General features: G+C 63.0%; 23 protein-coding genes. 15 read left to right on the forward strand and 8 right to left on the reverse strand.

The genetic code is table 11. The features are described from left to right. Positions 1-45: 45 nt before the first annotated feature. The 3 genes from ACP7EG_RS11155 to ACP7EG_RS11165 are packed head-to-tail and all read right to left on the reverse strand — an operon-like array spanning position 46 to position 2407. Positions 46-225, reverse strand: a complete 180-nt coding sequence (locus ACP7EG_RS11155; RefSeq protein ID WP_099762197.1) for a hypothetical protein — start codon at positions 223-225, stop codon at positions 46-48. A 19-nt stretch (positions 226-244) separates the two neighbouring features. Continuing rightward, on the reverse strand, positions 245-826 hold the full coding sequence (locus ACP7EG_RS11160) for a DUF1697 domain-containing protein (protein WP_426087654.1): 582 nt from the start codon (positions 824-826) through the stop codon (positions 245-247). A 15-nt stretch (positions 827-841) separates the two neighbouring features. Then, positions 842-2407, reverse strand: coding sequence for a sensor histidine kinase (locus tag ACP7EG_RS11165; protein ID WP_426087655.1), 1566 nt, complete (start codon positions 2405-2407; stop codon positions 842-844). Positions 2408-2614: 207 nt separating this feature from the next. On the opposite strand from ACP7EG_RS11165, the gene ACP7EG_RS11170 reads away from it, so the two are divergent. Beyond that, positions 2615-2953 carry a hypothetical protein gene (locus ACP7EG_RS11170; RefSeq protein WP_426087656.1) on the forward strand — a complete coding sequence of 113 codons (339 nt, stop codon included), beginning with the start codon at positions 2615-2617 and terminating at the stop codon, positions 2951-2953. Next, a complete protein-coding gene (locus ACP7EG_RS11175) occupies positions 2950-3795 on the forward strand; it encodes an HDOD domain-containing protein (RefSeq protein ID WP_426087657.1) in 846 nt (281 codons plus the stop codon). The genes ACP7EG_RS11170 and ACP7EG_RS11175 overlap by 4 nt, the downstream gene beginning before the upstream one ends. Before the next feature lie 141 nt (positions 3796-3936). On the opposite strand, the gene ACP7EG_RS11180 is transcribed toward ACP7EG_RS11175, so the two are convergent. Further along, entirely contained in the window at positions 3937-4263 is a 327-nt protein-coding gene (locus tag ACP7EG_RS11180; protein WP_034746769.1) for a hypothetical protein, read from the reverse strand. 664 nt (positions 4264-4927) lie between these two features. On the opposite strand from ACP7EG_RS11180, the gene miaB reads away from it, so the two are divergent. The 11 genes from miaB to ACP7EG_RS11235 all read left to right on the forward strand — a co-directional run bounded on the left by miaB (position 4928) and on the right by ACP7EG_RS11235 (position 16510). Beyond that, positions 4928-6295: a tRNA (N6-isopentenyl adenosine(37)-C2)-methylthiotransferase MiaB gene (gene miaB, locus ACP7EG_RS11185; protein ID WP_426087658.1), complete on the forward strand. Its 1368-nt coding sequence runs from the start codon at positions 4928-4930 to the stop codon at positions 6293-6295. Further along, the gene (locus ACP7EG_RS11190) at positions 6292-7356 is read left to right on the forward strand and encodes a PhoH family protein (protein ID WP_426087659.1); all 1065 of its coding nucleotides are present in this window, start codon (positions 6292-6294) and stop codon (positions 7354-7356) included. The genes miaB and ACP7EG_RS11190 overlap by 4 nt, the downstream gene beginning before the upstream one ends. After that, complete coding sequence (ybeY, locus tag ACP7EG_RS11195) at positions 7340-7810, forward strand: rRNA maturation RNase YbeY (protein ID WP_426087660.1); 471 nt, start codon at positions 7340-7342, stop codon at positions 7808-7810. The genes ACP7EG_RS11190 and ybeY overlap by 17 nt, the downstream gene beginning before the upstream one ends. A 161-nt stretch (positions 7811-7971) precedes the next feature. Continuing rightward, the gene (locus tag ACP7EG_RS11200) at positions 7972-8391 is read left to right on the forward strand and encodes a DUF4259 domain-containing protein (protein ID WP_426087661.1); all 420 of its coding nucleotides are present in this window, start codon (positions 7972-7974) and stop codon (positions 8389-8391) included. A gap of 117 nt (positions 8392-8508) precedes the next feature. Further along, positions 8509-9387 carry an HlyC/CorC family transporter gene (locus ACP7EG_RS11205; RefSeq protein ID WP_071075558.1) on the forward strand — a complete coding sequence of 293 codons (879 nt, stop codon included), beginning with the start codon at positions 8509-8511 and terminating at the stop codon, positions 9385-9387. Between the two features lie 79 nt (positions 9388-9466). After that, the gene (gene lnt, locus ACP7EG_RS11210) at positions 9467-10993 is read left to right on the forward strand and encodes an apolipoprotein N-acyltransferase (RefSeq protein ID WP_426087662.1); all 1527 of its coding nucleotides are present in this window, start codon (positions 9467-9469) and stop codon (positions 10991-10993) included. A gap of 145 nt (positions 10994-11138) precedes the next feature. Continuing rightward, positions 11139-12056, forward strand: a complete 918-nt coding sequence (gene glyQ / locus ACP7EG_RS11215) for a glycine--tRNA ligase subunit alpha (protein ID WP_176387428.1) — start codon at positions 11139-11141, stop codon at positions 12054-12056. Positions 12057-12095: 39 nt separating this feature from the next. Further along, a complete protein-coding gene (glyS, locus tag ACP7EG_RS11220) occupies positions 12096-14198 on the forward strand; it encodes a glycine--tRNA ligase subunit beta (RefSeq protein WP_426087663.1) in 2103 nt (700 codons plus the stop codon). Further along, positions 14198-14785 (forward strand): D-glycero-beta-D-manno-heptose 1,7-bisphosphate 7-phosphatase, encoded by a 588-nt coding sequence (gene gmhB / locus ACP7EG_RS11225; protein WP_426087664.1) that lies wholly within the window; start codon positions 14198-14200, stop codon positions 14783-14785. The genes glyS and gmhB overlap by 1 nt, the downstream gene beginning before the upstream one ends. 16 nt (positions 14786-14801) lie before the next feature. Next, on the forward strand, positions 14802-15542 hold the full coding sequence (locus ACP7EG_RS11230) for a lysophospholipid acyltransferase family protein (RefSeq protein WP_100874414.1): 741 nt from the start codon (positions 14802-14804) through the stop codon (positions 15540-15542). Between the two features lie 44 nt (positions 15543-15586). Beyond that, complete coding sequence (locus ACP7EG_RS11235) at positions 15587-16510, forward strand: M48 family metallopeptidase (protein WP_426087665.1); 924 nt, start codon at positions 15587-15589, stop codon at positions 16508-16510. A gap of 125 nt (positions 16511-16635) precedes the next feature. Here ACP7EG_RS11235 and waaA read toward each other — a convergent pair whose 3' ends face one another. From waaA to ACP7EG_RS11255, 4 genes are all read right to left on the reverse strand, one after another. Continuing rightward, positions 16636-17910, reverse strand: coding sequence for a lipid IV(A) 3-deoxy-D-manno-octulosonic acid transferase (gene waaA, locus ACP7EG_RS11240; protein ID WP_426087666.1), 1275 nt, complete (start codon positions 17908-17910; stop codon positions 16636-16638). 32 nt (positions 17911-17942) lie between these two features. After that, entirely contained in the window at positions 17943-18965 is a 1023-nt protein-coding gene (gene waaC / locus ACP7EG_RS11245) for a lipopolysaccharide heptosyltransferase I (RefSeq protein WP_426087667.1), read from the reverse strand. Positions 18966-18969: 4 nt separating this feature from the next. Beyond that, positions 18970-20352, reverse strand: a complete 1383-nt coding sequence (locus ACP7EG_RS11250; protein WP_426087668.1) for a phosphomannomutase/phosphoglucomutase — start codon at positions 20350-20352, stop codon at positions 18970-18972. Positions 20353-20446: 94 nt separating this feature from the next. After that, positions 20447-20755, reverse strand: a complete 309-nt coding sequence (locus ACP7EG_RS11255) for an H-NS family nucleoid-associated regulatory protein (protein ID WP_426087669.1) — start codon at positions 20753-20755, stop codon at positions 20447-20449. Between the two features lie 384 nt (positions 20756-21139). On the opposite strand from ACP7EG_RS11255, the gene ACP7EG_RS11260 reads away from it, so the two are divergent. Then, entirely contained in the window at positions 21140-21979 is an 840-nt protein-coding gene (locus ACP7EG_RS11260; protein ID WP_426087670.1) for a symmetrical bis(5'-nucleosyl)-tetraphosphatase, read from the forward strand. Between the two features lie 89 nt (positions 21980-22068). Beyond that, entirely contained in the window at positions 22069-22989 is a 921-nt protein-coding gene (locus ACP7EG_RS11265) for an AraC family transcriptional regulator (RefSeq protein WP_426087671.1), read from the forward strand. Positions 22990-23056 lie beyond the last annotated feature (67 nt).

The following is a 23056-nucleotide window of genomic DNA, read 5'->3' on the forward strand; positions in this document are numbered from 1 at the left end:
CGATGCCCTTGCATTAAAAAAATTCCGCCTTGCGCGGAATTTTTTTTACTTGTCCAGCAAGCGGCACACCCTTTCGATATTGCCCACCGGAATACCCGACTTCAGGGCGCGCGCGATGCAGCCCGCCTTGTCCGGCCCCGAGGCGGACATGAGCACGAAGGCCGTGCCCAGGGCGCTGACGGCGAGCAGCAGGATCAGCACGCCCTTGACGATATCCCAGTTCATGGCGTCTCGATGGCAGGCATCAGTGCTCCTTGGCCAAGGTGGCTGCCGCCTCGGGCCCGTTCAGCAGCGTATGTAATTTTTGCATGGTAGCCCAGTTGCGCGAGGTGACGCCATCGCCCAGCAGTACACCCAGTGACGCCACCACCTTGCTGGCCAGCACGCCATCAGGACACCAGGCATACGCGGCCCATCGCCCCAGCGCCAGCGCTTCCGGCTGCCACGGCCGCTGCAAGAGCGGCGCCAGGCGCTGGACATCGGCCGGATTGTTCAGCACCAAGGTCAGCAGACGGGCCGCATCGGCCGCCGGCGCCAGGGTGTTTTGTTCGATCAGTTCGGCAAACTGGACAGCCGACAGCACCGTCACCCGGGCCGCGACGCCCAGTTTCAGCACCAGCGCTTCCTCAATGCGGACAGCGGCCTCGGCCGGCGCCACCTTGCCCCCGTCATACACGACGTTACCGCTGTTGAGTACTGTGCGTACCTGCGCAAAACCCAGGTCGCCCAGCAGCTTGCGCAGGTCGGCCATGGCCACGCGCTTGGCGCGGCCCACATTGATCCCGCGCAAAAGCGCTACTTGCTGACTGTTTTCTAGCTGTGCCATATCTGTTCTCCTTGCCTATGCCGGGCTGCTGGTGCTGTCCGGCAACGGCGTCACCGTGGGCAGGCGCAGCAGGAATGTTGCGCCCTGTCCCAGCGTGCTGCTAACCGTGATGGTGCCGCCAAACTGCTTGGCAATCAAGTTGAACACGATATTCAAGCCCAGGCCCGTGCCGCCCTGTCCCCGCCGCGTGGTGACAAACGGGTCAAACACGCGGTCGAGCATGTCGGGCGCGATGCCGCGGCCGTTATCGCGCACCTGCATGGCGATCCACTCGCCGTCGCGGCGCACGCCAATATGGATGTTGCCGGCCGTGTCCGCATCGAAGGCGTGCTCAACGCAGTTCAAGACCAGGTTGGTCAGCACCTGCGCCAGCGCACCCGGATAGCTGTCGAGCATGATGTCAGGCGGGCAATCGATATCGATGCGGATGCGCGTCTTTTTCAGGGTCGGCTGCAGGCTCGAGATCACTTCACCGATATAGTCGCGCAATTCGAACAAACGGCGCGCCTCGCTGACCTGGTCGACGGCGATCTGCTTGAAGCTGTGGATCAGGTGCGCGGCGCGATAGGCATTGTTCATGATCAGCCGCGCGCTCTCGCCGGCCGTTTCCAGGTAGCGCACGATATCGGTTTTCTTCACACTGCCACCGGCCACCGCTGCACTGATGTGATCGGTCGCTTCCTTCAGCACCGAGGCGCTGGTCAGCGCGATGCCGACCGGGGTGTTGATTTCGTGCGCCACGCCGGCCACCAGGCTGCCCAGCGAGGCCAGGCGTTCCGACTGCAGCAACGATTCCTGTGCGCGGCGCAGCTCGTCCATCGCCTGCGCCGTCTCCTGCTGCGAGCGGCGCGCCATGTCTTCCGCCTCGCGGCTGCCCTCGATGATGGACTTGAGCTTGCGCTGCACGGCATTGAAGCCGCGGATCACATCGCCCAGTTCGTCGCGCCGGTTTTCCGGCAGTTCTTCGACCTCGTCGCTACCGCGCGTGGCCAGGTCGATCAAGCCGTCGCGCAGCTGTTTCAAGGGCCCGAAGATGATGCGCAGGCTCAGCACCAGAGCGCCCACCAGGATGATGTCAAGCAGCAACACTTCCAGCACCTTGCGCCGCACTTCGCCGCGCAGGGCGGCATCGATCTGCGCGCGGCTGAAATTGACGATGACCTTGCCGACGATCACCGGCTTGCCACCCGTGGCCACCGCCACGGCGTCGCGGAATACCAGCGGCGCCTCGACGGGCGTGCCGCCCATGGCCACGTCGGAGGTCAAAGGCACCAGGGTGCCGGCCGCGTCACGCACTTCCCCCGCGAACAGGCCCACGGAGGCGTCGTAGACGCGGATGCCGACCAGCTCCGGCGGCAGCATTTCGGCCGCGACAATGCTGTCGACCTTGGATTTATCGAGGTCCCACAGGGCCGAAGGCAAGCTCGTTTGCAAACGCGTGAGCACGCCGCTGCGCAGGCGCGCGCTGCCCGATTCAAGTTCCTTGCTTAAGGTATATTGTGTATAGCTGCCGGAAATACCCAGCACCAAGGTGACGATCACGACAAAAAGCAGGGTCAGCCGGACTTGGATACTCACCATCGATCAACACTCCCCGGGCCAGGCCAGCCGCCGGCCCGCGGCGCGGGCGCAGATACGTCAGCAATGCAACTGCCTGTATCAAATGTACGGTATGACATGCTTATTGGCAAGATTTACAGTATTTCCACTTTAGACACGGGCCTTGATACAGGTTGAGACATTGCGTCATGGCAATGGTAATATCCCGCAATCATCTAAGGAGTCGTCATGGCGGTCACGCATCAACATCTACCCCTGGAACAAGTTCGTCCTGGCATGATCTTGTCGGATGTCTTGCTCGACGCGCATGGACAAGTGCTGTTGCCGCAAGGCGCGGTACTGACGGAAAACATGCTGTCCCTGATGCCGCGCCACGGCATCGCCATGCTGCCGATCCAGGCGCCGCCCCCTTCGCCAGAGGTAGTGGCCGCGCAGCAGGCGGCCGATAGCGAACGGCTGGCCTACCTGTTTCGCAAGCTGGATCCGGACGATCCCGAGGACGCGGCCACGACCTTGCTGCGCAACTATGTCACGCAATATCGCCTGGGCACGGGAGAGCCAGCATGAGCACCCAGCTGACGCTCGACGATATCGTCGCCCACCTCGATGACCTGCCTTCCTTGCCCGCCGTCGTCATGGAGCTGCTCAACAGCATAGACCAGGAAGACGTCGATATTTCCGTGCTGGCGAAAAAAGTCTCTTACGACCAGGCGCTGACGGCAAAAACCCTGCGCCTGGCCAACTCCTCGCAATATGGCTTGCAAGTGAAGGCCACCACCATCCAGCAGGCGATCACCTACCTGGGTTTCCAGACCACACGCAGCCTGATCACCTCAGCCGCCATCACGGGCTGCTTCCCGGAAGGGCGCTGCCCCGGCTTCGACGACAAGGCCTTCTGGCGCCATTCGGTAGCGACGGCCGGCTGCGCCAAGGTGCTGGCGCGGCAGATCCGCTTCAACCAGGATTACGCCTTCACGGCCGGCTTGTTGCATAACATCGGTCGCCTGGTGCTGGTCAGCAGCTTTCCCGCACACTACGCGCAAGTCATCGTGCACCAGGCAGCGCACGATTGCAGCCTGCTCGAAGCGGAGCAGGCCGTGCTGGGCGTGGACCACGTGCAGGCGGGCGTGGCACTGGCCGAACACTGGAATTTTTCCGACACCATGCGCCTGGCGCTGGCCAACTACCTGCAGCCGGAAACGCCGGGGGCAGGTTTCCTGGCAGCGCTGATCCACGTCGCCAATGCCATCGTCTGTGCGCTCGACCTGGCGCAGGCGGGCGACGACATGGTCCCGCGCGTCTCGCCGGTGGCCTGGGATGCGCTGGGCCTGAGCGAAGAAACGTATCTGCAACTGTTCCGCGAAACGGAGCTGCGCTACGACGAAATCACCTCGGCACTGCTGAGCTAAACGCCGCACCAAATGCCAACGGCTCTCGCCGCGAAGCGAAAGCCGTTATGGGTACTGCGGTGTCTCCATGCTGCCCGGTCCACACCAGCCTGTTGCCGCCAGCAGTGACGCAAGCGGCACAGTCAGCGTGCAACCGCCACATCAGTGCGCGTAATTCGATTCTTGCGCATCGCCGCGGTCTTCCGCTTTTGGACGGCCCTGGGCGTCAGACAGACGATACTTGGTGCGGCGATCGCCCATCAAATCGCGCAGGTCACGGATGCTCATGCCCGTCACTTCGTGCATGCGGATCAGCAGCGAGGCGCCGACCGGCAAGCGGTGATGGCGGATCTTGCTGATGACGGGTGGCGCCACTTCGAGCAAGCGCGACAGGGCTGCGTCGTTTTTCAGCTGCATCTTGCTCAGCAGAATATCCAGCAGGTGATTCGGGTTGTAACTCTCTTGCGATGCTAATGCATGATGTGCCATGATTTTTCCTCGTCTAGTGAATGTTCAAAGAATGCCGATACGAACTTAAGGCTGGCTTAGAGTGTTTAAATAAACGTCCTTCCATCGGATTCAGCCTCCCCTCCGCCTTCCCTCCTTGTCGCACTGCCTGCACAGGACTCGCACAGCCAACGTGCGCAGCTTGCCGCGTGAGTAAATGCACTGCAACCCACCGAAATGAATTGCATATAAAACAATATACTAGTCCAAACAGGCCGCATCTGCGCCTCGCGCAAACTTCCTGATTGTTAAATATCAATCAAGCTGCTAGTTGGCTTGCCAACGATGCTATTTCAACACATTAGGATGCCAGCGGCCGCACACAAGGCTTTGCAGCAACTTGTTACAAATCAATGGTGTCACACGGCAATAAATGCTTTAGGGCATCGCCTTGCCGGGCGCCGTATTCACGCTGCAATCTTGTCGGCATGCTCAGCACAACATGGCCCGTCCCGGCGATTTACGCTAAACTATGGCCTGAACTTGCAGCGAGCCTGCCAGCGGGCAGCCAGAGGCGCCCGGCCGGTGATCCACCGCCTCCCGCCCCGAGCGGCGCACGGCGCAAGCCCCCTGCCCGGCTTATTTGCCGCCCCACTTATTTGTCCCACTTACTTGCCGCCACATTTACCGATAAGCATCCGACTCCATGCAGAAAAAAGTATTCATTAAAACCTTCGGCTGCCAGATGAACGAGTACGACTCGGACAAGATGGCCGACGTACTGGGCGCTTCCGACGGCCTGGTGCGCACCGACACGCCGGAAGATGCCGATGTGATCCTGCTCAACACTTGCTCCGTGCGCGAAAAGGCACAGGAAAAAGTATTTTCCGACCTGGGCCGTCTGCGCGAGCTGAAACTGGCCAAGCCGCACCTCCTGATCGGCGTGGGCGGCTGCGTGGCCTCGCAGGAAGGCGACGCCATCGTCAAGCGCGCGCCGTATGTCGACATGGTCTTCGGCCCGCAAACCCTGCACCGCCTGCCGCAGATGATCGAACTGCGCCGTTCCAGCGGCGCCTCGCAGGTCGACATCAGCTTCCCGGAAATCGAAAAGTTCGACCACATGCCGCCAGCCAAGGTCGACGGCGCTTCGGCGTTTGTTTCCATCATGGAAGGCTGCAGCAAATATTGCAGCTATTGCGTCGTGCCTTACACGCGCGGCGAGGAAGTGTCGCGCCGCTTCGAAGACGTGCTGACGGAAGTGGCGGGCCTGGCCGCCCAGGGCGTCAAGGAAATCACCCTTCTGGGGCAGAACGTGAACGCCTACCGTGGCGTGATGGAAGGCGGAGACATTGCCGACTTCGCCCTGCTGCTCGAATACGTGGCCGACATTCCCGGCATCGCGCGCATGCGCTTCGTCACCAGCCACCCGAAGGAATTCACGCAGCGCCTGATCGACGCCTATGCGAAGATTCCGCAGCTGGTCGACCATTTGTACCTGCCGGCGCAGCACGGTTCCGACAAGATCCTGGGCGCCATGAAGCGCGGCTACACGGGCCTCGAATACAAGTCCATCATCCGCCGCATCCGCGCCGTGCGCCCGAACATGGCCATTTCGTCCGACTTCATCGTCGGTTTCCCAGGCGAGACGCAAGCGGACTTCGACGCCATGATGAAGCTGATCGCCGACGTGGGGTTTGACAACAGCTACAGCTTCATCTTCAGCAAGCGCCCCGGCACGCCGGCCGCCAGCCTGGCAGACGATACGCCGCATGAAGTCAAGCTGGCCCGTTTGCAGCAGCTGCAGGCGGCCATCGACGCCAACACGCGCAAATACAGCCTGGCCATGGTGGGCAGCGTGCAAACCATCCTCGTCGAAGGCCGTTCGAAGAAGGACACCGATGACAGTGAACTGCAAGGCCGCACGGAAAACAACCGCGTCGTCAATTTCGACGCCGGCCCGGACGGCTTGCAACTGATCGGCCAGCTGGTCGACGTGCGCATCACCGAAAGCCATTCCTACACCCTGCGCGGCGAACTCGTCGCCAGCGCCCCCGCATTGAAAAGAGCCAGTTGAAAACCAAAGCCCCGATACAGCCGCATTACTTCATCCCCGAGCCGCTGGACAACACGCGCCTGGCGCATCTGTGCGGGCCGCTCGATGAAAACCTGCGCCAGATTTCCGCCGCCCTCGACGTGACGATCTTCCGCCGCGGCGAGAAATTCATCGTCGGCGGCAGCAATGCCGAACGGGCGGTGGAAATCCTCGACCAGTTCTACGCCATCGCCAACAAGGTCGTGCCGCTGGAAGAAGTGCAGCTGGCCCTGGTGGAGCAGCGCGCGGGACTGTCCGCCGCTTCGGAACACCACGTCAACGCGCCTGCCAGCACCTTCGTCGAGCCAGACATCGCCAGCCCCGTGCTGAAAACGCGGCGCAGCGACCTGCGCGGGCGCACGCCGCACCAGATCGCCTACCTGCGCGACATCCTCGAACACGACATCAGTTTCGGCGTGGGTCCGGCCGGCACCGGTAAAACCTATCTGGCCGTCGCCTGCGCCGTCGACGCGCTCGAACGCGATGCCGTCAAGCGCATCATCCTGACGCGCCCCGCCGTCGAAGCGGGCGAGCGCCTGGGCTTCCTGCCGGGCGACCTGGCGCAAAAGGTCGACCCGTATCTGCGTCCCCTGTACGACGCGTTGTACGATTTGCTGGGCTTTGACCGCACGCAAAAACTGTTTGAGAAACAGGTGATCGAAATCGCCCCGCTGGCCTACATGCGCGGGCGCACCCTGAACCACGCCTTCGTCATCCTCGATGAAGCGCAAAACACCACCGTCGAACAGATGAAGATGTTTTTGACGCGCATCGGCTTTGGCAGCAAGGCCGTGGTGACGGGCGACGTGACGCAAGTCGACCTGCACAAGAGCCAGACAAGCGGCCTGATCGACGCCGTGCACGTGCTGAAAGACGTGCGCGGCATCGGCTTTACGCAATTTAACAGCAGCGACGTGGTGCGCCATCCGCTCGTCGCGCGCATCGTCGATGCGTATGAAACGGCGCAGGCGGCCGGCGCCAACGCCACCCAGTTACTCCCCCTGATCACACCAGCTGCCGCCAAAAATGTCCGAAAAAAATAAACTGTCCTTGTCCGTGCAATACCCGGACGCCCGCCTGGAAACCCTGATCACGCGGCCCAAAGTGCGCCGCTGGGTCAAGGCGGCCCTGTTCGCGCCCGCCGAATTGACCATCCGCTTCGTCGACGCCGAAGAAGGCCGTACCTTGAACCGCGACTACCGCGAAAAGGATTACGCCACCAATGTGCTGACCTTTGCCTACAACGAAGGCGAAGAATTGAATGACGACGAGCCGACGCGCGCCGACATCATCCTGTGCACGGACGTGCTGGAAAAGGAAGCGGCGGAACAAAAGAAAAGCGTGGAAGAGCACACGGCCCATCTGATCGTGCACGGCGTGCTGCATGCGCAGGGCTACGACCACATGGATGACGAGGAAGCCACCGAGATGGAGGGCCTGGAAACGGAGATCCTCGCAAAACTCGGCATCAGCGATCCCTATGCGGACCAAAAATAAAACCCGCAGACCGGGTAGGTCGGGGTAGGTCGGGTTAGCCCGCAGGGCGTAACCCGACAACACCCAACAACGTAAGCGGAGTCGTAGGTCGGGTTAGGCGATACGCCGTAACCCGACAGCCACAATAGCGCCATCAACCACACACGTAACAAGGACACACTATGGGCACTTGGGCCACCGACGCCTTCGGCAACGACTACGCCATGGATTGGGCGCAGGATCTGCACGAATACAAAACCCTGGAACTGGTCGAGACGACGCTCGACAACGTCATCGACAGCCAGGAAGCGGAACTCGAAGCGCCGTTTGCCGCCGAGGCGCTGGCCGCGCTCGATGTGATCGCGCGCCTGCAAGGCAAGCCGGGAGAAAACGACCCGGCCACGGCGGAAGTGGACGAATGGGTGGCCGCCTGCAAGAAGAAAGTCACGCCGCCGCTGCTGGAAAAGGCGCGCCAGGCGCTGGACAAGATCGTGGCCGAGTCGTCGGAACTGCGCCAGCTGTGGCAGGATAGCGAGCATTTTACGGACTGGCTGGCGGACGTGGCGGCCTTGCGCGCGCGCGTGCTGGGCCAGGACGCCTGAAACGTCGGGCAACGGCGCACTTCAACGTATTAAATTTGCATCAAAAGCGGGGAAATCCGGTATTCCCCCACTTTTGGTGTATCCTATATCCCTTCGCAACAACGGCTCACGCCTCCTATGCCCGAGCACCCTAGTGGCGTCAGAACTGACGTCAAGCCCCACCGGTCACTGTTTGAACGCCTGACCGCACTCATATCCCCCGAGCCAGAGAACCGTGCAGAATTGCTCGATGTTCTACACGATGCGCATGAACGCAAGCTGATCGACGCCGACGCCCTGTCGATGATCGAAGGCGTGTTTCAGGTATCGGATCTCTGTGCGCGCGACATCATGATTCCCCGTTCGCAAATGGATGTCATCGACATCAGCAAGCCGATCGAGGAATGGATGCCGGAAGTCCTGTCCACCGCCCACTCGCGCTTCCCCGCGATCGAAGGCGAGCGCGACAAGGTCATCGGCATCCTGCTGGCGAAAGACTTGCTGCGTTATTACGCAGAAGAGACTTTCGACGTGCGCGACATGCTGCGCCCCGCCATCTTCATTCCCGAATCGAAACGTCTGAATGTGCTGCTGCGCGATTTCCGCGCCAACCACAATCACATGGCCATCGTCGTCGATGAATACAGCGGCGTCGCCGGCCTGATCACCATCGAAGACGTGCTGGAACAGATCGTCGGCGACATCGAGGACGAATACGACTTCGATGAAGCCGAGGACAACATCCTCTCGCTCAAGGAAGGCCAGTTCGGCCCCCGCTGGCGGGTCAAGGCGCTGACCGAGATCGAACAGTTTAACGAAGAAGTGGGCAGCCACCTGGTGGACGACGACGTCGACACCATCGGCGGCCTGGTCTCGAAGTACCTGGGCCGCATGGCGCACAAGGGCGACATCTTCGACCTGGGCAATCTGCGCTTCGAGGTGCTGCGCGCCGATGCGCGCCAGGTGCACGTGCTGCTCGTCGAGCGCCTGCCCAACGTGCCGGAACTGGAACTCTGACATGCGCGTGCTGTAAATGCGTTTCAGACGCTTAGATCCCAACGCCCCCGCCAAACCGCCCCGCAGCACGTGGGCGCGCATGCTGACTGCCGCCATCGCCGGCGCCGTCGCCGTGCTGGCGTTCGCCCCTTTCGGCTACTGGCCATTGCAAATCCTCAGCCTGGGCGTGCTGTTCTACCAGGTACTGCGCGCGGCGAACGTCAAGGCCGGCGCGCTGATCGGCTGGGCCTATGGCTTCGGCTGGTGCGCGGCCGGCACGCACTGGCTGTACATCTCCATGCACCGCTATGGCGACATGGCCGCACCAATCGCGGCCATCGCCGTGGCGCTGCTGGCCCTCTTGATGGCCATTTACGTGGCCCTGGCCATGGGCGCGGCGGCCTGGCTGCGCCAGCGCTGGGTACTCTCCCTGCCCGCCATGACCCTGCTGGTGCTGCCAGCGACGTGGACCCTGTTCGAATGGACGCGCGGCTGGCTGTTTACGGGTTTCCCGTGGCTGGCCACGGGCTACGCCCACAATGCCAGCCCGCTGGGTGGCTTTGCCCCCATCGTCGGGTCGTATGGCCTGGGCTGGCTGGCGGCGTTGTCGGCCGGCGCCCTGCTGCTGCTAGTCCACCCCCTGCACCGCACGCGGTGGTTAGCTCTGGGCGGCGTCATCGCGCTGTACGCGGCCGGCGTTGGCTTGCAATACGTGAACTGGACCCATCCGGTCGGGCGCCCCATCACGGTGCGCCTGTTGCAGGGCAATGTGCCGCAGCAGCAGAAATTCGACCCCGGCTTCGTGCTCGGTGCCCTGCAGATGTACCAGAATGCCATCACCAGCGCGCCGGCCGACCTGATCGCCACGCCGGAAACGGCCGTCACCGTGCTGCCGCACCAGCTGCCGCCCGGCTATCTGGATAGCCTGGGCACGTATGCGCAGCAGACGGGCAGCACGATCCTGGTTGGCATGCCCGTGCTCGACGAACAACAGCGCTTCTACAATGCGGCCGTGGGCATCACGCCCAACGGCACGCCGGGACCGTACTACCAGTACCGCAAGCACCATCTGGTACCGTTCGGCGAATTCGTACCGCCCGGCCTGCACTGGTTTGTCGCCATGATGGCCATCCCGCTGGGCGACATGGGCCGCGGCGCGGAAGTACAAGCGCCTTTGGCCGTGCGCGACCAGCTGGTGCTGCCGAATATCTGCTACGAAGACTTGTTTGGCGAAGAAATCGCGGGACAGCTGGCCAGCGCCCACCGCCATGGCAAGCAGTCGGCCTCGGTGCTGCTGAATATCTCGAACCTGGCCTGGTTTGGCGACTCGATCGCCATCCCCCAGCATCTGCAGATTTCGCAGATGCGCAGCCTGGAAACGGGGCGCCCCATGCTGCGCTCGACGAACACGGGCGCCACCGCCGTCATCGACGGCAAGGGCGTGGTGCAAAGCCTGCTGCCGCCGGAACAGCAAGCCACTCTGGCGGCCAAGGTGCAAGGCATGGGCGGCATGACGCCATACATTCTGTATGGCAATAAACTGGTGCTGGCCCTGGCCGCGCTGGCCCTGCTGACGGCCTTCCTGCTGTCGCGCGCCGCGCGCCGTGGCCGCGCTGCGCAGGAATAGTCGGCCGATATTGCCCGAAGAGTCACAGTGGGCCCGTAAAAACCGCTAAAATTAGCAAAATCCCGGCCCGGACGCTAGCCCAACAGCGTGCGGGCTTCAAGCAAACCTTAACAAAGCGCAGCCTCCCGCGCGGCGAACTCATACGATGCTCACATTTCAACAAATTATCCTGACCTTGCAAACCTATTGGGACAAGCAAGGTTGCGCCCTGCTCCAGCCTTACGACATGGAAGTCGGCGCCGGCACTTTCCACACCGGCACCTTCCTGCGCGCGATCGGCCCGGAACCCTGGCGCGCCGCGTATGTGCAGCCGTCGCGCCGTCCGAAGGATGGCCGCTATGGCGAAAATCCGAACCGCATGCAGCACTACTACCAGTACCAGGTGGTCTTGAAGCCCGCGCCGGAAAACATCCTCGATCTGTATCTGGGTTCGCTGGCCGCCCTGGGCCTGGACTTGCAGCAGAATGACGTGCGCTTCGTCGAAGACGACTGGGAAAGCCCGACCCTGGGCGCCTGGGGCCTGGGCTGGGAAGTCTGGCTGAACGGCATGGAAGTGACCCAATTTACCTACTTCCAGCAAGTGGGCGGCCTCGATTGCAAGCCTGTGCTGGGCGAAATCACCTACGGCATCGAACGCCTGGCCATGTATCTGCAAGGCGTGGAAAACGTGTATGACCTGGTCTGGACCGAGTGGGAAGAAAACGGGACTACCAAAAAGCTGACCTACGGCGACGTCTTCCACCAGAACGAGGTGGAGCAATCGACCTACAACTTCGAGCACGCGAACACGGACCTGCTGTTCGAACAGTTCGGCAACTACGAAGCGGAAGCGAAGCGCCTGATCGAGCTGCAACTGACCCTGCCCGCCTACGAGAAAATCATGAAGGCTTCGCACAGCTTCAATATGTTAGATGCGCGTGGCGCCATTTCGGTGACGGAACGCGCCGCCTATATCGGCCGCGTGCGCACCCTGTCGCGCCTGGTGGCGCAAGCGTATTACGACTCGCGCGAGCGCCTCGGTTTCCCGATGCTGCCCGCCGCAGACCAACCCGCCGCCGCTTGATCGCCTAGCTCATACACCGCCGTACCAGACAAGAACACCATGAACCAAACACTGCTCATCGAACTGCTGACCGAAGAACTGCCGCCGAAAGCGCTGGCCAAACTGGGCGCCGCCTTCACCGCCGGCATCGTCAACGGCCTGAAGGCGCGCGACTTCCTGGAAGCCGACAGCGTCGCCACCAGCTACGCCTCGCCGCGCCGCCTGGCCGTCTCCATCACCAACGTGCGCGAAGTCTCGCCCGATAAATCCATCCGTGAAAAAGTCTTGCCCGTCTCCGTGGCGCTGGACGCGAACGGCAACGGCACGCCGCCGCTGGCAAAGAAACTGGCCGCGCTGGGCTTCCCCGACCTGACGGTAGCGGACTTGGAACGCGCCGTCGACGGCAAGGCTGAAAGCTTCTTCTACACCTACACGGCGCCGGGCAGCCAGCTCGCCACCGGCGCGCAGGCGGCATTGACGGAATCGGCCGCCAAGCTGCCGATTCCAAAACTGATGAGCTATCAGCGCCCGGATGGCACCACCGTGCAATTCGTGCGCCCGGCCCACAGCCTGCTCGCCCTGCACGGCATCAACGTGCTGCCTCTGACCCTGCTGGGCTTGACGGCCGGCCGCACCACTCTGGGTCACCGCTTCCTCACCGATGGCGAACCGATCACCATCGCGCACGCGGAAAACTATGCGGCCTCGCTGATCCTCAACGCCAGCGTCATCGCCAGCAACGAGGAACGCAAGGAGCGCATCCGCGCCCAGCTGCTGGACAAGGCCGGTGCCGACCAGGTGCTGATGCCCGAAGCGCTGCTCGATGAAGTCACCGCCCTGGTCGAATGGCCGGTCGTGTATGAATGTCACTTCGAGGAAGAATTCCTGGCCGTGCCGCAGGAATGCCTGATCCTCACCATGCAGACGAACCAAAAATACTTCGCCCTGACCGACAGCGAAGGCAAGCTGCGCTCGCGCTTCCTGATCGTCTCCAACATCGAGACGGACACGCCAGAACACATCATTGGCGGCAACGAGCGCGTCGTGCGCCCGCGCCTGTCCGACGCCAAGTTCTTCTTCGAGCAAGACAAGAAGAAGACCCTGGCATCGCGCTTGCCGCTGCTGGCCAACGTGGTCTACCACAACAAGCTGGGCACGCAAGCTGCCCGCACAGAGCGCGTCAAGTCGCTGGCCGGCGCCATCGCGGCAAAACTGGGTGGCGACGTGGCCCTGGCCGAACGTGGCGCCCTGCTGGCCAAGGCCGATCTGCTGACCGACATGGTGGGTGAATTCCCCGAACTGCAAGGCATCATGGGCACGTATTACGCGCGCCATGACGGCGAGCCGGAAGAAGTGGCGCTGGCCGCCTCAGAACACTACCAGCCGCGTTTTGCCGGCGACAGCCTGCCATCGACCGCCACCGGCACCGCCGTGGCCCTGGCCGACAAACTCGAAACCCTGGTCGGCATCTGGGCCATCGGCCTGGCGCCGACGGGCGACAAGGACCCGTTCGCGCTGCGCCGCCATGCGCTGGGCGTGCTGCGCATGCTGCTGGAAAAGCGCTTGCCATTGTCGATCCGGGGCTTGCTGGCGGACGCCACCGCGCAGTTCGCCGCCGTTCCCGGCTTCAAGGACCCTGTGGCGGATGTGACCACCTTCATGCTCGAGCGCCTGCGCGGCATCCTGCGCGAACGCGGTTTCTCGCCAAATGAAATCGAAGCCGTCGTGGCGCAAAACCCGGACCGCCTGGACGACATCGTGCAGCGCCTGGAAGCCGTGCAGGCGTTTGCCGCGCTGCCGGAAAGCGCCTCGCTGGCCGCCGCCAACAAGCGCATCACCAACATCCTGAAAAAGAACGAGGAAGCGCTCAAGCTGGTTGCCGACAGTGGCGTCAACGTGGCCCTGCTGCAGGACGAAGCGGAGAAAAAACTCGCCGCCGCCGTTTCGCGCGTGCAGCCGGAAGTCGACGCGGCCTTCGCCAAGGGCGACTTCACCAGCACCCTGCAAACACTGGCGCAGCTGCGCGACGACGTCGATGGCTTCTTCAACGACGTGATGGTGATGGCCGAGGATGTCGCCCTGCGCAACAACCGCCTGGCCTTGCTGTCGTCCTTGCACGGCATGATGAACCGCGTGGCCGACATTTCCAAGCTGGCGGCATAATGGGCACGCCGGCGCTGAAACTGATTATTCTCGACCGCGACGGCGTCATTAATCATGACTCGCCGGACTTCATCAAGTCGCCGGCCGAATGGCTGCCGATTCCCGGTTCGCTCGAAGCGATCGCCCGCCTGAACCAGGCCGGCTATCGCGTCGTCGTCGCCTCGAACCAGTCGGGCATCGCACGCGAGTACTTCGACATGACGGTGCTGAACGCGATCCACCAGAAGATGCACACCCTGGCGCAGCAGGTGGGCGCCGATATCGACGCCATCTTCTTTTGCCCGCACGCGGGAGCGGACAATTGCGACTGCCGCAAGCCGAAACCGGGCATGTTCCATGAAATCGCGAAGCGCTACAACACCAGCCTGAAAGGCGTGCCCACCATTGGCGATTCGCTGCGCGACCTGCAGGCAGGTTTCATCAGCGGCTGCGTGCCCTACCTGGTCTTGACGGGCAAGGGCGAAAAAACCAACGAAACGGGTGGCCTGCCGCCCGGTACCCAGGTCTTCCCCGACCTGGCCGCCGTGGTCAGCCACCTGCTCAAGGCGCCAGCAGCATCTGCGCCCAGCGTGGCATTCAGTATCTAATTTTCGGAGAACCGCATTGCGTAATATTTCCCTGTTCCTGCGATCCCTGCTGTTCATGACCATCATGATCGTGGCCACCATCGTCTGGGCCTGCGTGTGCTTTTTTGCCGCGCCATTGAGCTACAACAAGCGCTATTGGGTCACCTCGCGCTGGAACGTGTTTATCCTGTGGTGCGCCAAGGTCATTTGCGGCATCCGCTATGAAGTCAAGGGCGCCGAGAACTTCCCGGATGCGCCGGCCATCGTGCTGTCGAAGCACCAGTCGGCATGGGAAACCATCTTCCTGCTGCCCAGCCTTCCCCGTCCGCTGGTGTATGTGTTCAAGAAGGAGATCCTGTACATCCCGTTCTTTGGCTGGGCCATGGCGCTGCTGCGCATGATCCCCATCGACCGCAAACAGGGCAAGCACGCCTTCAAGAGCGTGGTCGCGCATGGCAAACGCCGCCTGGCCGACGGCCAATGGATTATCATGTTCCCCGAAGGCACCCGCATCCCCGTGGGCCAGGCGGGCAAGTACAAGAGCGGTGGCACGCGCCTGGCCATTGCCACGGGCGCCGTAGTGGTGCCGATTGCGCATAATTCAGGCGAATGCTGGCCCAAGCAGTCATTCCTCAAACGCCCGGGACTGATCACCGTCTCGATAGGCAAACCGATTTCGCCGGAAGGGCAAACCCCGGACAGCATGATGCAACAGGTGGAAAATTGGATAGAATCAGAAATGCGCGTCATTTCGCCTCACGCCTACAACGCTGGCTAGACGGCATCAGCGCGGTCATCCAGGAGCCGACCCTTCGCCAGCAGATGAAGAGCATCAAGGTCGGCGACCAGCAACTGGATCTGTTCGCGCATGACGTCTCGACCAGCCCCCCCCCGGCGGTGCGCCCCACGGCACCGCCAGCGCCGCCCGTGGCAGCACCGCTAGTGGCACCCGTGCCACCCATCGTTCGCCCCGCCCCATCGCCCCTGCCGTCCCCGCCGCGCCCTGCCGATGGCCCTCCGCTGCGTCAGCTGCAGCTGGGCAGCCACCTGGTCGAATTCGCCCTGCGCCGTTCCACACGCCGTTCCATCGGCTTCATGATCGACGATAACGGCTTGCGTGTGACCGCGCCCAAGCGCGTCACCCTGGCCGAAATCGACAATGCCATCCGCGCCAAGCAAGGCTGGATCGTCTCGAAGCTGCTGGAACGGGGCGAGCGCAAGGTGCAGCGCCAGCAGCGCCCGCCCGTGGCATGGGTCGATGGCGCCGCGCTGCCCTACCTCGGTGGCGAAATCACCCTGCGATTGCACCAGGCGCCGCGCCACCGCGCCAGCTTCCAGCGCGAGACGAATGAGCTGCACGTATGGGTCACGCCCACGGGCAGCGAGCAGCAGTTGAAGGACAAAGTGAAGGGCTGGTTCCAGCACGAGGCGCGCCAGCTGTTTGAAGCGCGGCTGGACCTGTATGCGGACAAGCTGGGTGTGCGCTACGATGCATTATCGCTATCCTCGGCCGGCACGCGCTGGGGCAGCTGCACCATCGAGCGCAAGATCCGCCTGAACTGGCGCCTGATCCACTTCGCCCTGCCGCTGATCGACTACGTGGTGGCGCATGAACTGTCGCACCTGCTGGAAATGAACCACAGCCCCCGCTTCTGGGCCACCGTGGAATCGATCTATCCCGATTACGATGGCGCCAAGCAGGCGCTGAGAAAACGCTCGCAGGAGCTGCCCGTTTTGTTCGCGTAAACAACATTGTTGGCTGCGCCTGTCGGATTACGCGCTTGCGCGCTAATCCGACCTACCTCGATCACGGCAGTAGGTCGGATTAGCGCTACGCGCGTAATCCGACAACATTGTTGGCCGTGCATCCATCACGGCAGCAGCGGTTGGATGGCCGCGATGGTACGCGGCGTGGCGCCCCGGTGCTGCGCCGCGAAGGCCAGCGCTTTTTGTCCCATCGACGCCAGCTGCGCGGGATTTTGCAGCAAGGCCGACGCTTGCGCCATCAGCGCGTCGGCGTCCGCCACCCGCGCGGCACCGCCGGCGGTGATCGCCTGTTCGGTCACCAGCGTGAAATTGAAGGTGTGCAGGCCGATCAGCACAGGTTTGCCCAGGGCCGCCGGCTCGATCAGGTTTTGCCCGCCCAGTGGCAGCAGGCTGCCGCCGACAAAGGCGCAATCGCAGGCCGCGTAATACGCAAACATCTCGCCCATCGAGTCGCCCAGCAGCACCTGCGTGTCCGCCGCGACGGCATTGTCCTGCGCCAGGCCGGACCTGCGCTGCACGGTCAGGCCGTGCGTCAGCACCAGTTTTTCCACCTCGTCGAAGCGCTGCGGATGGCGCGGCACGATCAGCAGCAGCACGTTGGCGGGCAGGCTGGCGCGGGTATACGCATCGAGGATCAATGGCTCTTCGCCTTCGCGTGTGCTGGCGCACAGCAGCACGGGACGCGCACCGATGGCGGCGCGCAGCGCCGCGCCCGTCGCCAGGGCCGCCGCGGGCACGACGACGTCGAACTTGATGCTGCCCGTAACCACCACCTCCTGCACGCCCAGCAGACGCACGCGCTCGGCATCGTCCTGCGTCTGCGCCGCCACCAGAGTGATGCCGCGCGCCGCATCGGTGATGAGCTTGCCCAGGCGCTGCGCCTTGCCCAGCGAACGCTGTGACAGGCGCGCATTGGCCAGCACCACCGGCACGCCATGGCGGTTACATTGGTGGATCAAATTCGGCCACACTTCCGTCTCCATCAGGATGCAGATACGCGGTGCAAAGTGACGGATGAAACTGGCCGGCATGGCGCCCGTGTCGTACGGCAGATAGCTTTGCAGCAGGCGCGGGCCGTGCTTGGCGAACAGGATTTTACCGGTCGCGCGTCCCGTGGGCGTCATGTGCGTGAGGACGATGCGGCAATCAGGCCATGCGGCCAGCAGCGCATCGATCAGCGGCTCGGCCGCGCGCGTCTCGCCGACGGAGACGGCGTGCAGCCAGAGCGTGGCTGGTGCAGGTGCCAGCTGGCGAGGGTAAAATCCCAGGCGCTCGCCCCAATGCTGGCGGTAGCCGGGCTCCTGGCGTCCGCGCAGCCACAGCCGCGCCAGCACCAGGGGCAAGGCCAGCCACCAGGCAAGGGTATAAAGAAGTCGCATGATTGTTTAATGTTGAAGTCAGGCGGTTGACGTCAGGCGGGAGGATAGTCGGCCAGCAGGCGCTGTGCCGCAGCCAGCACTTCCGGCACGCCGGGCGGCGCGCCCTTGTCGCCCAGGTTGATGATTTTCGGCGACCAGTTGCCTTCCGTTTTCCACAGCGGCGAATCGGCATAGATTTCCACCGTCGGACGCACAAAGGCGGCAGCGATATGCGTCAGGCCCGTATCGACGCCGACCACCAGCGCCGCGTGGCGCGCCAGCAAGGTGGCCTCGCCCATCGACAGCTTCGGCAGCATGCGCGCATGTGGCAGGCCGGCCGCCAGCACTTCTGCTTCGGCCTTTTCCTTGGGCGAGCCCCAGGGCAGCAAAATTGGCATGGGCGCGAGCGCATGGCCCAGAGCGATCCAGTTTTCCGGCGCCCATTTCTTGGCGTCGCGCGCAGTGCCGTGGAAATACACGCAGTATGGCGCCGCGCCCATCCAGTCCGGGCGCGGCTCGCTGCCTGACACTTCCGGCAAGCCGAAATCGGCCGGCGTATCGAGCGTGTAGCCGAGTGCCGCAGCAGCCACCAGGCGGCCGCGCGCTACCGCATGCGTGCGCGGGTCGAGGGGAATGCTTTTCGTGTGAAAGATGCGCGAGATACCTTCGTAGCCCGAGCCTTCGCTGCCATTCGCCAGGCCGACCTTCTGTCCGCCCGGCGCCAGGCGCGCGGCGCCCATGATGATGCCCGTCTTGAGCAAGCCCTGGGTATCGAACACGTAATCGTAACGCGTCTGGCGCAGGCTGCGGAAGAAGGCGGCGATTTCCGCGCGCGTCTCTTTTTTGCCCAGGCTCTTGCGCCAGCGCCGTAGCGCAAACGGGACGATGGTACCCACGCGCGGGTTCAGGCGCACCAGGCTGGTGTAGCCCTCCTCGACCACCCAATCGATGGTCGCGTTCGGGAAATGGCGGGCGATGTCCGCCACCATCGGCAGGTTATGCAGCACGTCGCCCAGAGAAGATACCCGCACCAGCAGGATTTTCAAGGGCGCCTGTGCGCCAGGTTGACCGGCCATGCTGTCAGAACGGCAGAACGGCGTCAGGCTTGGCTGCCAGGATTACGCTCTTGAACTGTCCCTGGATACGCGCCAGGGCTGCCGGCGTTTCCGCCTCGAAGCGCATGACGATCACCGGCGTGGTGTTCGACGAACGGGCCAGGCCGAAGCCGTCCGCGTATTCCACGCGCAAGCCATCGATGGTGATGATCTGTTCATTGCCGGGGAAGACGGCGTCGCGGCGCAGCATGTCCATCAGCGCGACGTTCTCGCCTTCCTGCAGTTCCAGGTGCAGTTCCGGCGTGCTGTCGGACTGCGGCAGAGAGTTCAACAGGGCCGAAGGATCTGCTTCGCGTGTCAGGATTTCCAGCAGGCGCGCAGCCGAATACATGCCGTCGTCGAAACCGTACCAGCGGTCCTTGAAGAAGATATGGCCGCTCATTTCGCCACCCAGCGGCGCACCCGTCTCGCGCAGCTTGGCTTTCACCAGCGAGTGACCGGTCTTGTACATCAACGGCACGCCGCCATGCTTGCTGATCCACGGCGCCAGGTGGCGCGTGCATTTCACGTCGTACAGAATTTGCGCACCCGGATGGCGGGTCAGCACGTCGGCGGCAAACAGCATCATCTGGCGGTCAGGGTAGATGATCTGCCCATCCTTGGTGACCACGCCCAGGCGGTCGCCATCGCCATCGAAGGCGATGCCGATTTCCGCATCCGTCTCGGCCAGGCAGCGGATCAGGTCTTGCAGGTTTTCCGGATGCGCCGGGTCCGGATGGTGGTTGGGGAAATTGCCATCGACGTCGCAGAACAATTCGATGACCTCGCAGCCCATGCCGCGGAACAGGTCGCCGGCAAATGCGCCGGCCACGCCATTGCCGCAGTCGACGGCGATCTTGATCGGGCGCGCCAGCTTGACGTCGCCCAGGATGCGCTGCAGGTAGGCGGCGCGGATATCATGGGTGGTGTAGCTTCCCGGCGTGGTACTGGTGCTGCCATCGTGGGCGACGATGCTGTGGTACAGCGCCTGGATCGCTTCGCCGTGGATCGCTTCGCCGGCCAGCACCATCTTGAAGCCGTTGTAATCGGGTGGATTGTGGCTGCCCGTGACCATGATGCCGGAACGCGTGTCGAGCACATTCGTGCCGAAGTAGACCATCGGCGTGGCCACCACGCCCAGGTCGATCACGTCGACGCCTGCCGCTTGCAAGCCCTGCGCCAGCGCCGCCGTCAGCTCAGGCCCCGACAGGCGGCCATCGCGCCCGATCACGACCCGCTGCTCACCCTTGGCCAGAGCGGCCTGGCCAAATGCCTGACCTATCTTGTAGGCCACGCTGGCATCGAGGGTTTTGGCGATGATGCCGCGAATATCGTAGGCCTTGAAGATCGTTCTGGACAATGGAAGCATGGTGTGCGCGCTATAAAGTAAGGGTATCGATAGGGTGCCTGGCAAGGTACAGCGCGTGGCTGGCAGCTTGCCACTGCGCCAAGAGTATACCGAATTATACGCGCAGCAGATCGATGGACTTGCCCGATTCCACCCACCGCTTGACCCACAGCGGCTGGCGACCACGGCCTGTCCATTGTTCAGCAACATTGTCAGGATGGCGGTAACGTACGGCGACTTTGCCCGTGCGCGGGTGCATACCATCGAGTATCAGCTGTTTCAGCGGAATGCCCGCTTGCTGCGCGATGGCCATGATCTGTTCGCGCGCCTTGTTCAAATCTTCGCGCTCGCGGCTGTTCAATTCCTGCTTCACATTATCTTCCAGCTTGCGCAATTCCAGCATCGTCATCGTTGACAGATCCATCCCGTATATCCTTTACATTCAATTAAATAATAAAATCACGTGGAATATACTACATTGCATAAAAATCCGCGCACCGCAGCGTAATCCCTCGTCGCTTGAATGAGAGACCCTGATTTATTTACCGGCTCAACATTAAGATTAAATGAAGAATATGTCGGAACCACACGCGGAAAAATGAATAAACATGAATAAAATGACATTCTGGCTGGCATGGCACGGTCATCGATTCCAGCAAGTATGCCAAGGAATGATTATCGCGATAAAACAGCGAAATATTCAGCTAAATAATCCTCAGGAAATTAAGAAGACGCTCACTACCGGGATATGCTCTAGGGGCATCCATGCTTATAATGCCTGCGCGTAGTTCACTTCACCCTGGCCCACATGAAAACTTACTTTATCGGCGATCTGCAAGGCTGCCATGCACAAACCGTCGAACTGATCGAACGGATCCAGGCGGCAGCGGATGGCCCGTACCGCCTGCTGTTCGCGGGCGACTTGATCAATCGCGGCCCGGCCTCGCTGGCCACCCTGCGCCATGTGCATGCGCTGGCGCAGCAAGGCCTGGCCGACAGTGTCCTGGGCAACCATGACTTGCATTTGCTGGCCGTGGCCAACGGCATCCGGCCCGAGCATGCGTCCGATACGCTGGGCGAGATCCTCGACGCGCCTGATCGCGACGAGCTGATCACCTGGCTGCGCCAGCGGCCGCTCGCCTTGCAGCACCAGGGGCATGTGCTCGTGCATGCGGGCTTGCTGCCGCAATGGAGCGCAACCCAGGCGCTATCCCTGAGCGACGAAGTGTCGACCATGCTGCGCAGCGATGGCTGGGTAGCGTTCCTACGCAGCATGTACGGCAACGAGCCGGCCGCCTGGCGCGACGACCTGCAGGGTACCGACCGGCTGCGCTGCATCGTCAACGCCATGACGCGGCTGCGCTTTTGCACGCCGGACGGCGTGATGGACTTCAAGATGAAGGAGAGCGGCAGCGCGCCGCCGGGCTCCGGCCTGTTGCCCTGGTTCGACGTGCCGGGCCGGCGCAGCGCGGGCGACACTGTCGTCTTCGGCCACTGGTCAGCGCTGGGACTGCAGTTGCGACCCGACCTGATCGGCCTCGATAGCGGCTGCGTCTGGGGCGGAAAGCTCTCCGCCGTGTGCCTGGAAGACCGCTCGCTGCTGCAAGTCGACTGTCCCGCCTTCCAGCGGCATAGTGGCAAGCAGTAAGCAGTACCGCGCGCATATGCTTAGTCGAAATCGGTCGTTGGCCCTGGCGCGCCTGCGCCGTATGATGCAGCTTTTGCCTGTGCCATCCCATGCATCCTGATACCGACAGACTGGCGCGCTGGCTGCTCGGCAGCCTGGAACTCGATACCGCCGTCCTGCATGTGGGCCAGTACTGTGGCCGCTGGCGCGCCTCCACGGCGGGCCGGGAACTGGGCAGCTTTCACCTGGTGCTCGATGGCCACTGCTATTTGCACCTCGATGGCGCGGCGCCGATAGCGCTCGGCCCGCGCGACGGCGTCTTCCTGCTGCGCGACTTGCCGCATTTCCTCAGCCCGCACAGCGATCCGCTGCAGGCGGTCAGCGCGCAAGCCATGCTGCCGCTGCAAACACCCACGCAGCAGCCGGCGACGGCGCTGGCCTGCGGCTTCTTTCAATTTCGCGGCGCACTCTCCGCACTGATCGTCGACTCCTTCCCGCCGTATCTGCTGATACGCGGCGACGCGCCCGCCTTCAGCGCCGCCGCCGCGCTGTTCGACCTGATCCTGCTTGAAGCGGGCGGCGATCCGGAGCAGCCGTCGCCGCTCATCGCGCGCCTGGTCGAACTGCTGTTCTTTTACCTGATCCGCCACGTGGCGCAAGGCGAGCAGGTGGCGGCCGGCCTGCTGTCGCTGCTGCACCAGCCCGCATTTTCGCCGCTGCTCGAACGCATGCTCGACGCCCCCGCCGCCGACTGGTCGATCGAGAACATGGCCAAGGCAGCGTGCATGTCGCGCGCCAGCTTCTGCAAGCATTTCGCCAGCGCCAGCGGCCATTCGCCGGCCCAGTTCCTGCTCCTGCTGCGCATGAAGATCGCCGCGCGCCGGCTGCACGACGGCGTCTCCGTCGAACGCGCGGCCGAACTGGTGGGTTACCGCTCGCACGCCGCCTTTACGCGCGCCTTCAAGCGGGTCACGGGCGAGCAACCGGGTGCCTACCGACGCGACCAGAGATTGCGCCAGCTGGCCAGCTAAGAGCCTGCCGGAATCAAGGATCGCACAATCACAGACGAACGAGCACAAAAGGACGACGCTGACGTCT

The sequence above is a fragment of the Janthinobacterium sp. PSPC1-1 genome, assembly GCF_049897625.1.
GTDB lineage: Bacteria > Pseudomonadota > Gammaproteobacteria > Burkholderiales > Burkholderiaceae_D > Janthinobacterium > Janthinobacterium tructae.

Bases quoted from the DNA above. Each gene is read 5' to 3' on its own strand.
- ACP7EG_RS11155 (WP_099762197.1), bottom strand. From the start codon at position 225: ATGAACTGGGATATCGTCAAGGGCGTGCTGATCCTGCTGCTCGCCGTC.
- ACP7EG_RS11160 (WP_426087654.1), bottom strand. From the start codon at position 826: ATGGCACAGCTAGAAAACAGTCAGCAAGTAGCGCTTTTGCGCGGGATC.
- ACP7EG_RS11165 (WP_426087655.1), bottom strand. From the start codon at position 2,407: ATGGTGAGTATCCAAGTCCGGCTGACCCTGCTTTTTGTCGTGATCGTC.
- ACP7EG_RS11170 (WP_426087656.1), top strand. From the start codon at position 2,615: ATGGCGGTCACGCATCAACATCTACCCCTGGAACAAGTTCGTCCTGGC.
- ACP7EG_RS11175 (WP_426087657.1), top strand. From the start codon at position 2,950: ATGAGCACCCAGCTGACGCTCGACGATATCGTCGCCCACCTCGATGAC.
- ACP7EG_RS11180 (WP_034746769.1), bottom strand. From the start codon at position 4,263: ATGGCACATCATGCATTAGCATCGCAAGAGAGTTACAACCCGAATCAC.
- miaB (WP_426087658.1), top strand. From the start codon at position 4,928: ATGCAGAAAAAAGTATTCATTAAAACCTTCGGCTGCCAGATGAACGAG.
- ybeY (WP_426087660.1), top strand. From the start codon at position 7,340: ATGTCCGAAAAAAATAAACTGTCCTTGTCCGTGCAATACCCGGACGCC.
- ACP7EG_RS11200 (WP_426087661.1), top strand. From the start codon at position 7,972: ATGGGCACTTGGGCCACCGACGCCTTCGGCAACGACTACGCCATGGAT.
- ACP7EG_RS11205 (WP_071075558.1), top strand. From the start codon at position 8,509: ATGCCCGAGCACCCTAGTGGCGTCAGAACTGACGTCAAGCCCCACCGG.
- lnt (WP_426087662.1), top strand. From the start codon at position 9,467: ATGCTGACTGCCGCCATCGCCGGCGCCGTCGCCGTGCTGGCGTTCGCC.
- glyQ (WP_176387428.1), top strand. From the start codon at position 11,139: ATGCTCACATTTCAACAAATTATCCTGACCTTGCAAACCTATTGGGAC.
- glyS (WP_426087663.1), top strand. From the start codon at position 12,096: ATGAACCAAACACTGCTCATCGAACTGCTGACCGAAGAACTGCCGCCG.
- gmhB (WP_426087664.1), top strand. From the start codon at position 14,198: ATGGGCACGCCGGCGCTGAAACTGATTATTCTCGACCGCGACGGCGTC.
- ACP7EG_RS11235 (WP_426087665.1), top strand. From the start codon at position 15,587: ATGAAGAGCATCAAGGTCGGCGACCAGCAACTGGATCTGTTCGCGCAT.
- waaA (WP_426087666.1), bottom strand. From the start codon at position 17,910: ATGCGACTTCTTTATACCCTTGCCTGGTGGCTGGCCTTGCCCCTGGTG.
- waaC (WP_426087667.1), bottom strand. From the start codon at position 18,965: ATGGCCGGTCAACCTGGCGCACAGGCGCCCTTGAAAATCCTGCTGGTG.
- ACP7EG_RS11250 (WP_426087668.1), bottom strand. From the start codon at position 20,352: ATGCTTCCATTGTCCAGAACGATCTTCAAGGCCTACGATATTCGCGGC.
- ACP7EG_RS11255 (WP_426087669.1), bottom strand. From the start codon at position 20,755: ATGGATCTGTCAACGATGACGATGCTGGAATTGCGCAAGCTGGAAGAT.
- ACP7EG_RS11260 (WP_426087670.1), top strand. From the start codon at position 21,140: ATGAAAACTTACTTTATCGGCGATCTGCAAGGCTGCCATGCACAAACC.
- ACP7EG_RS11265 (WP_426087671.1), top strand. From the start codon at position 22,069: ATGCATCCTGATACCGACAGACTGGCGCGCTGGCTGCTCGGCAGCCTG.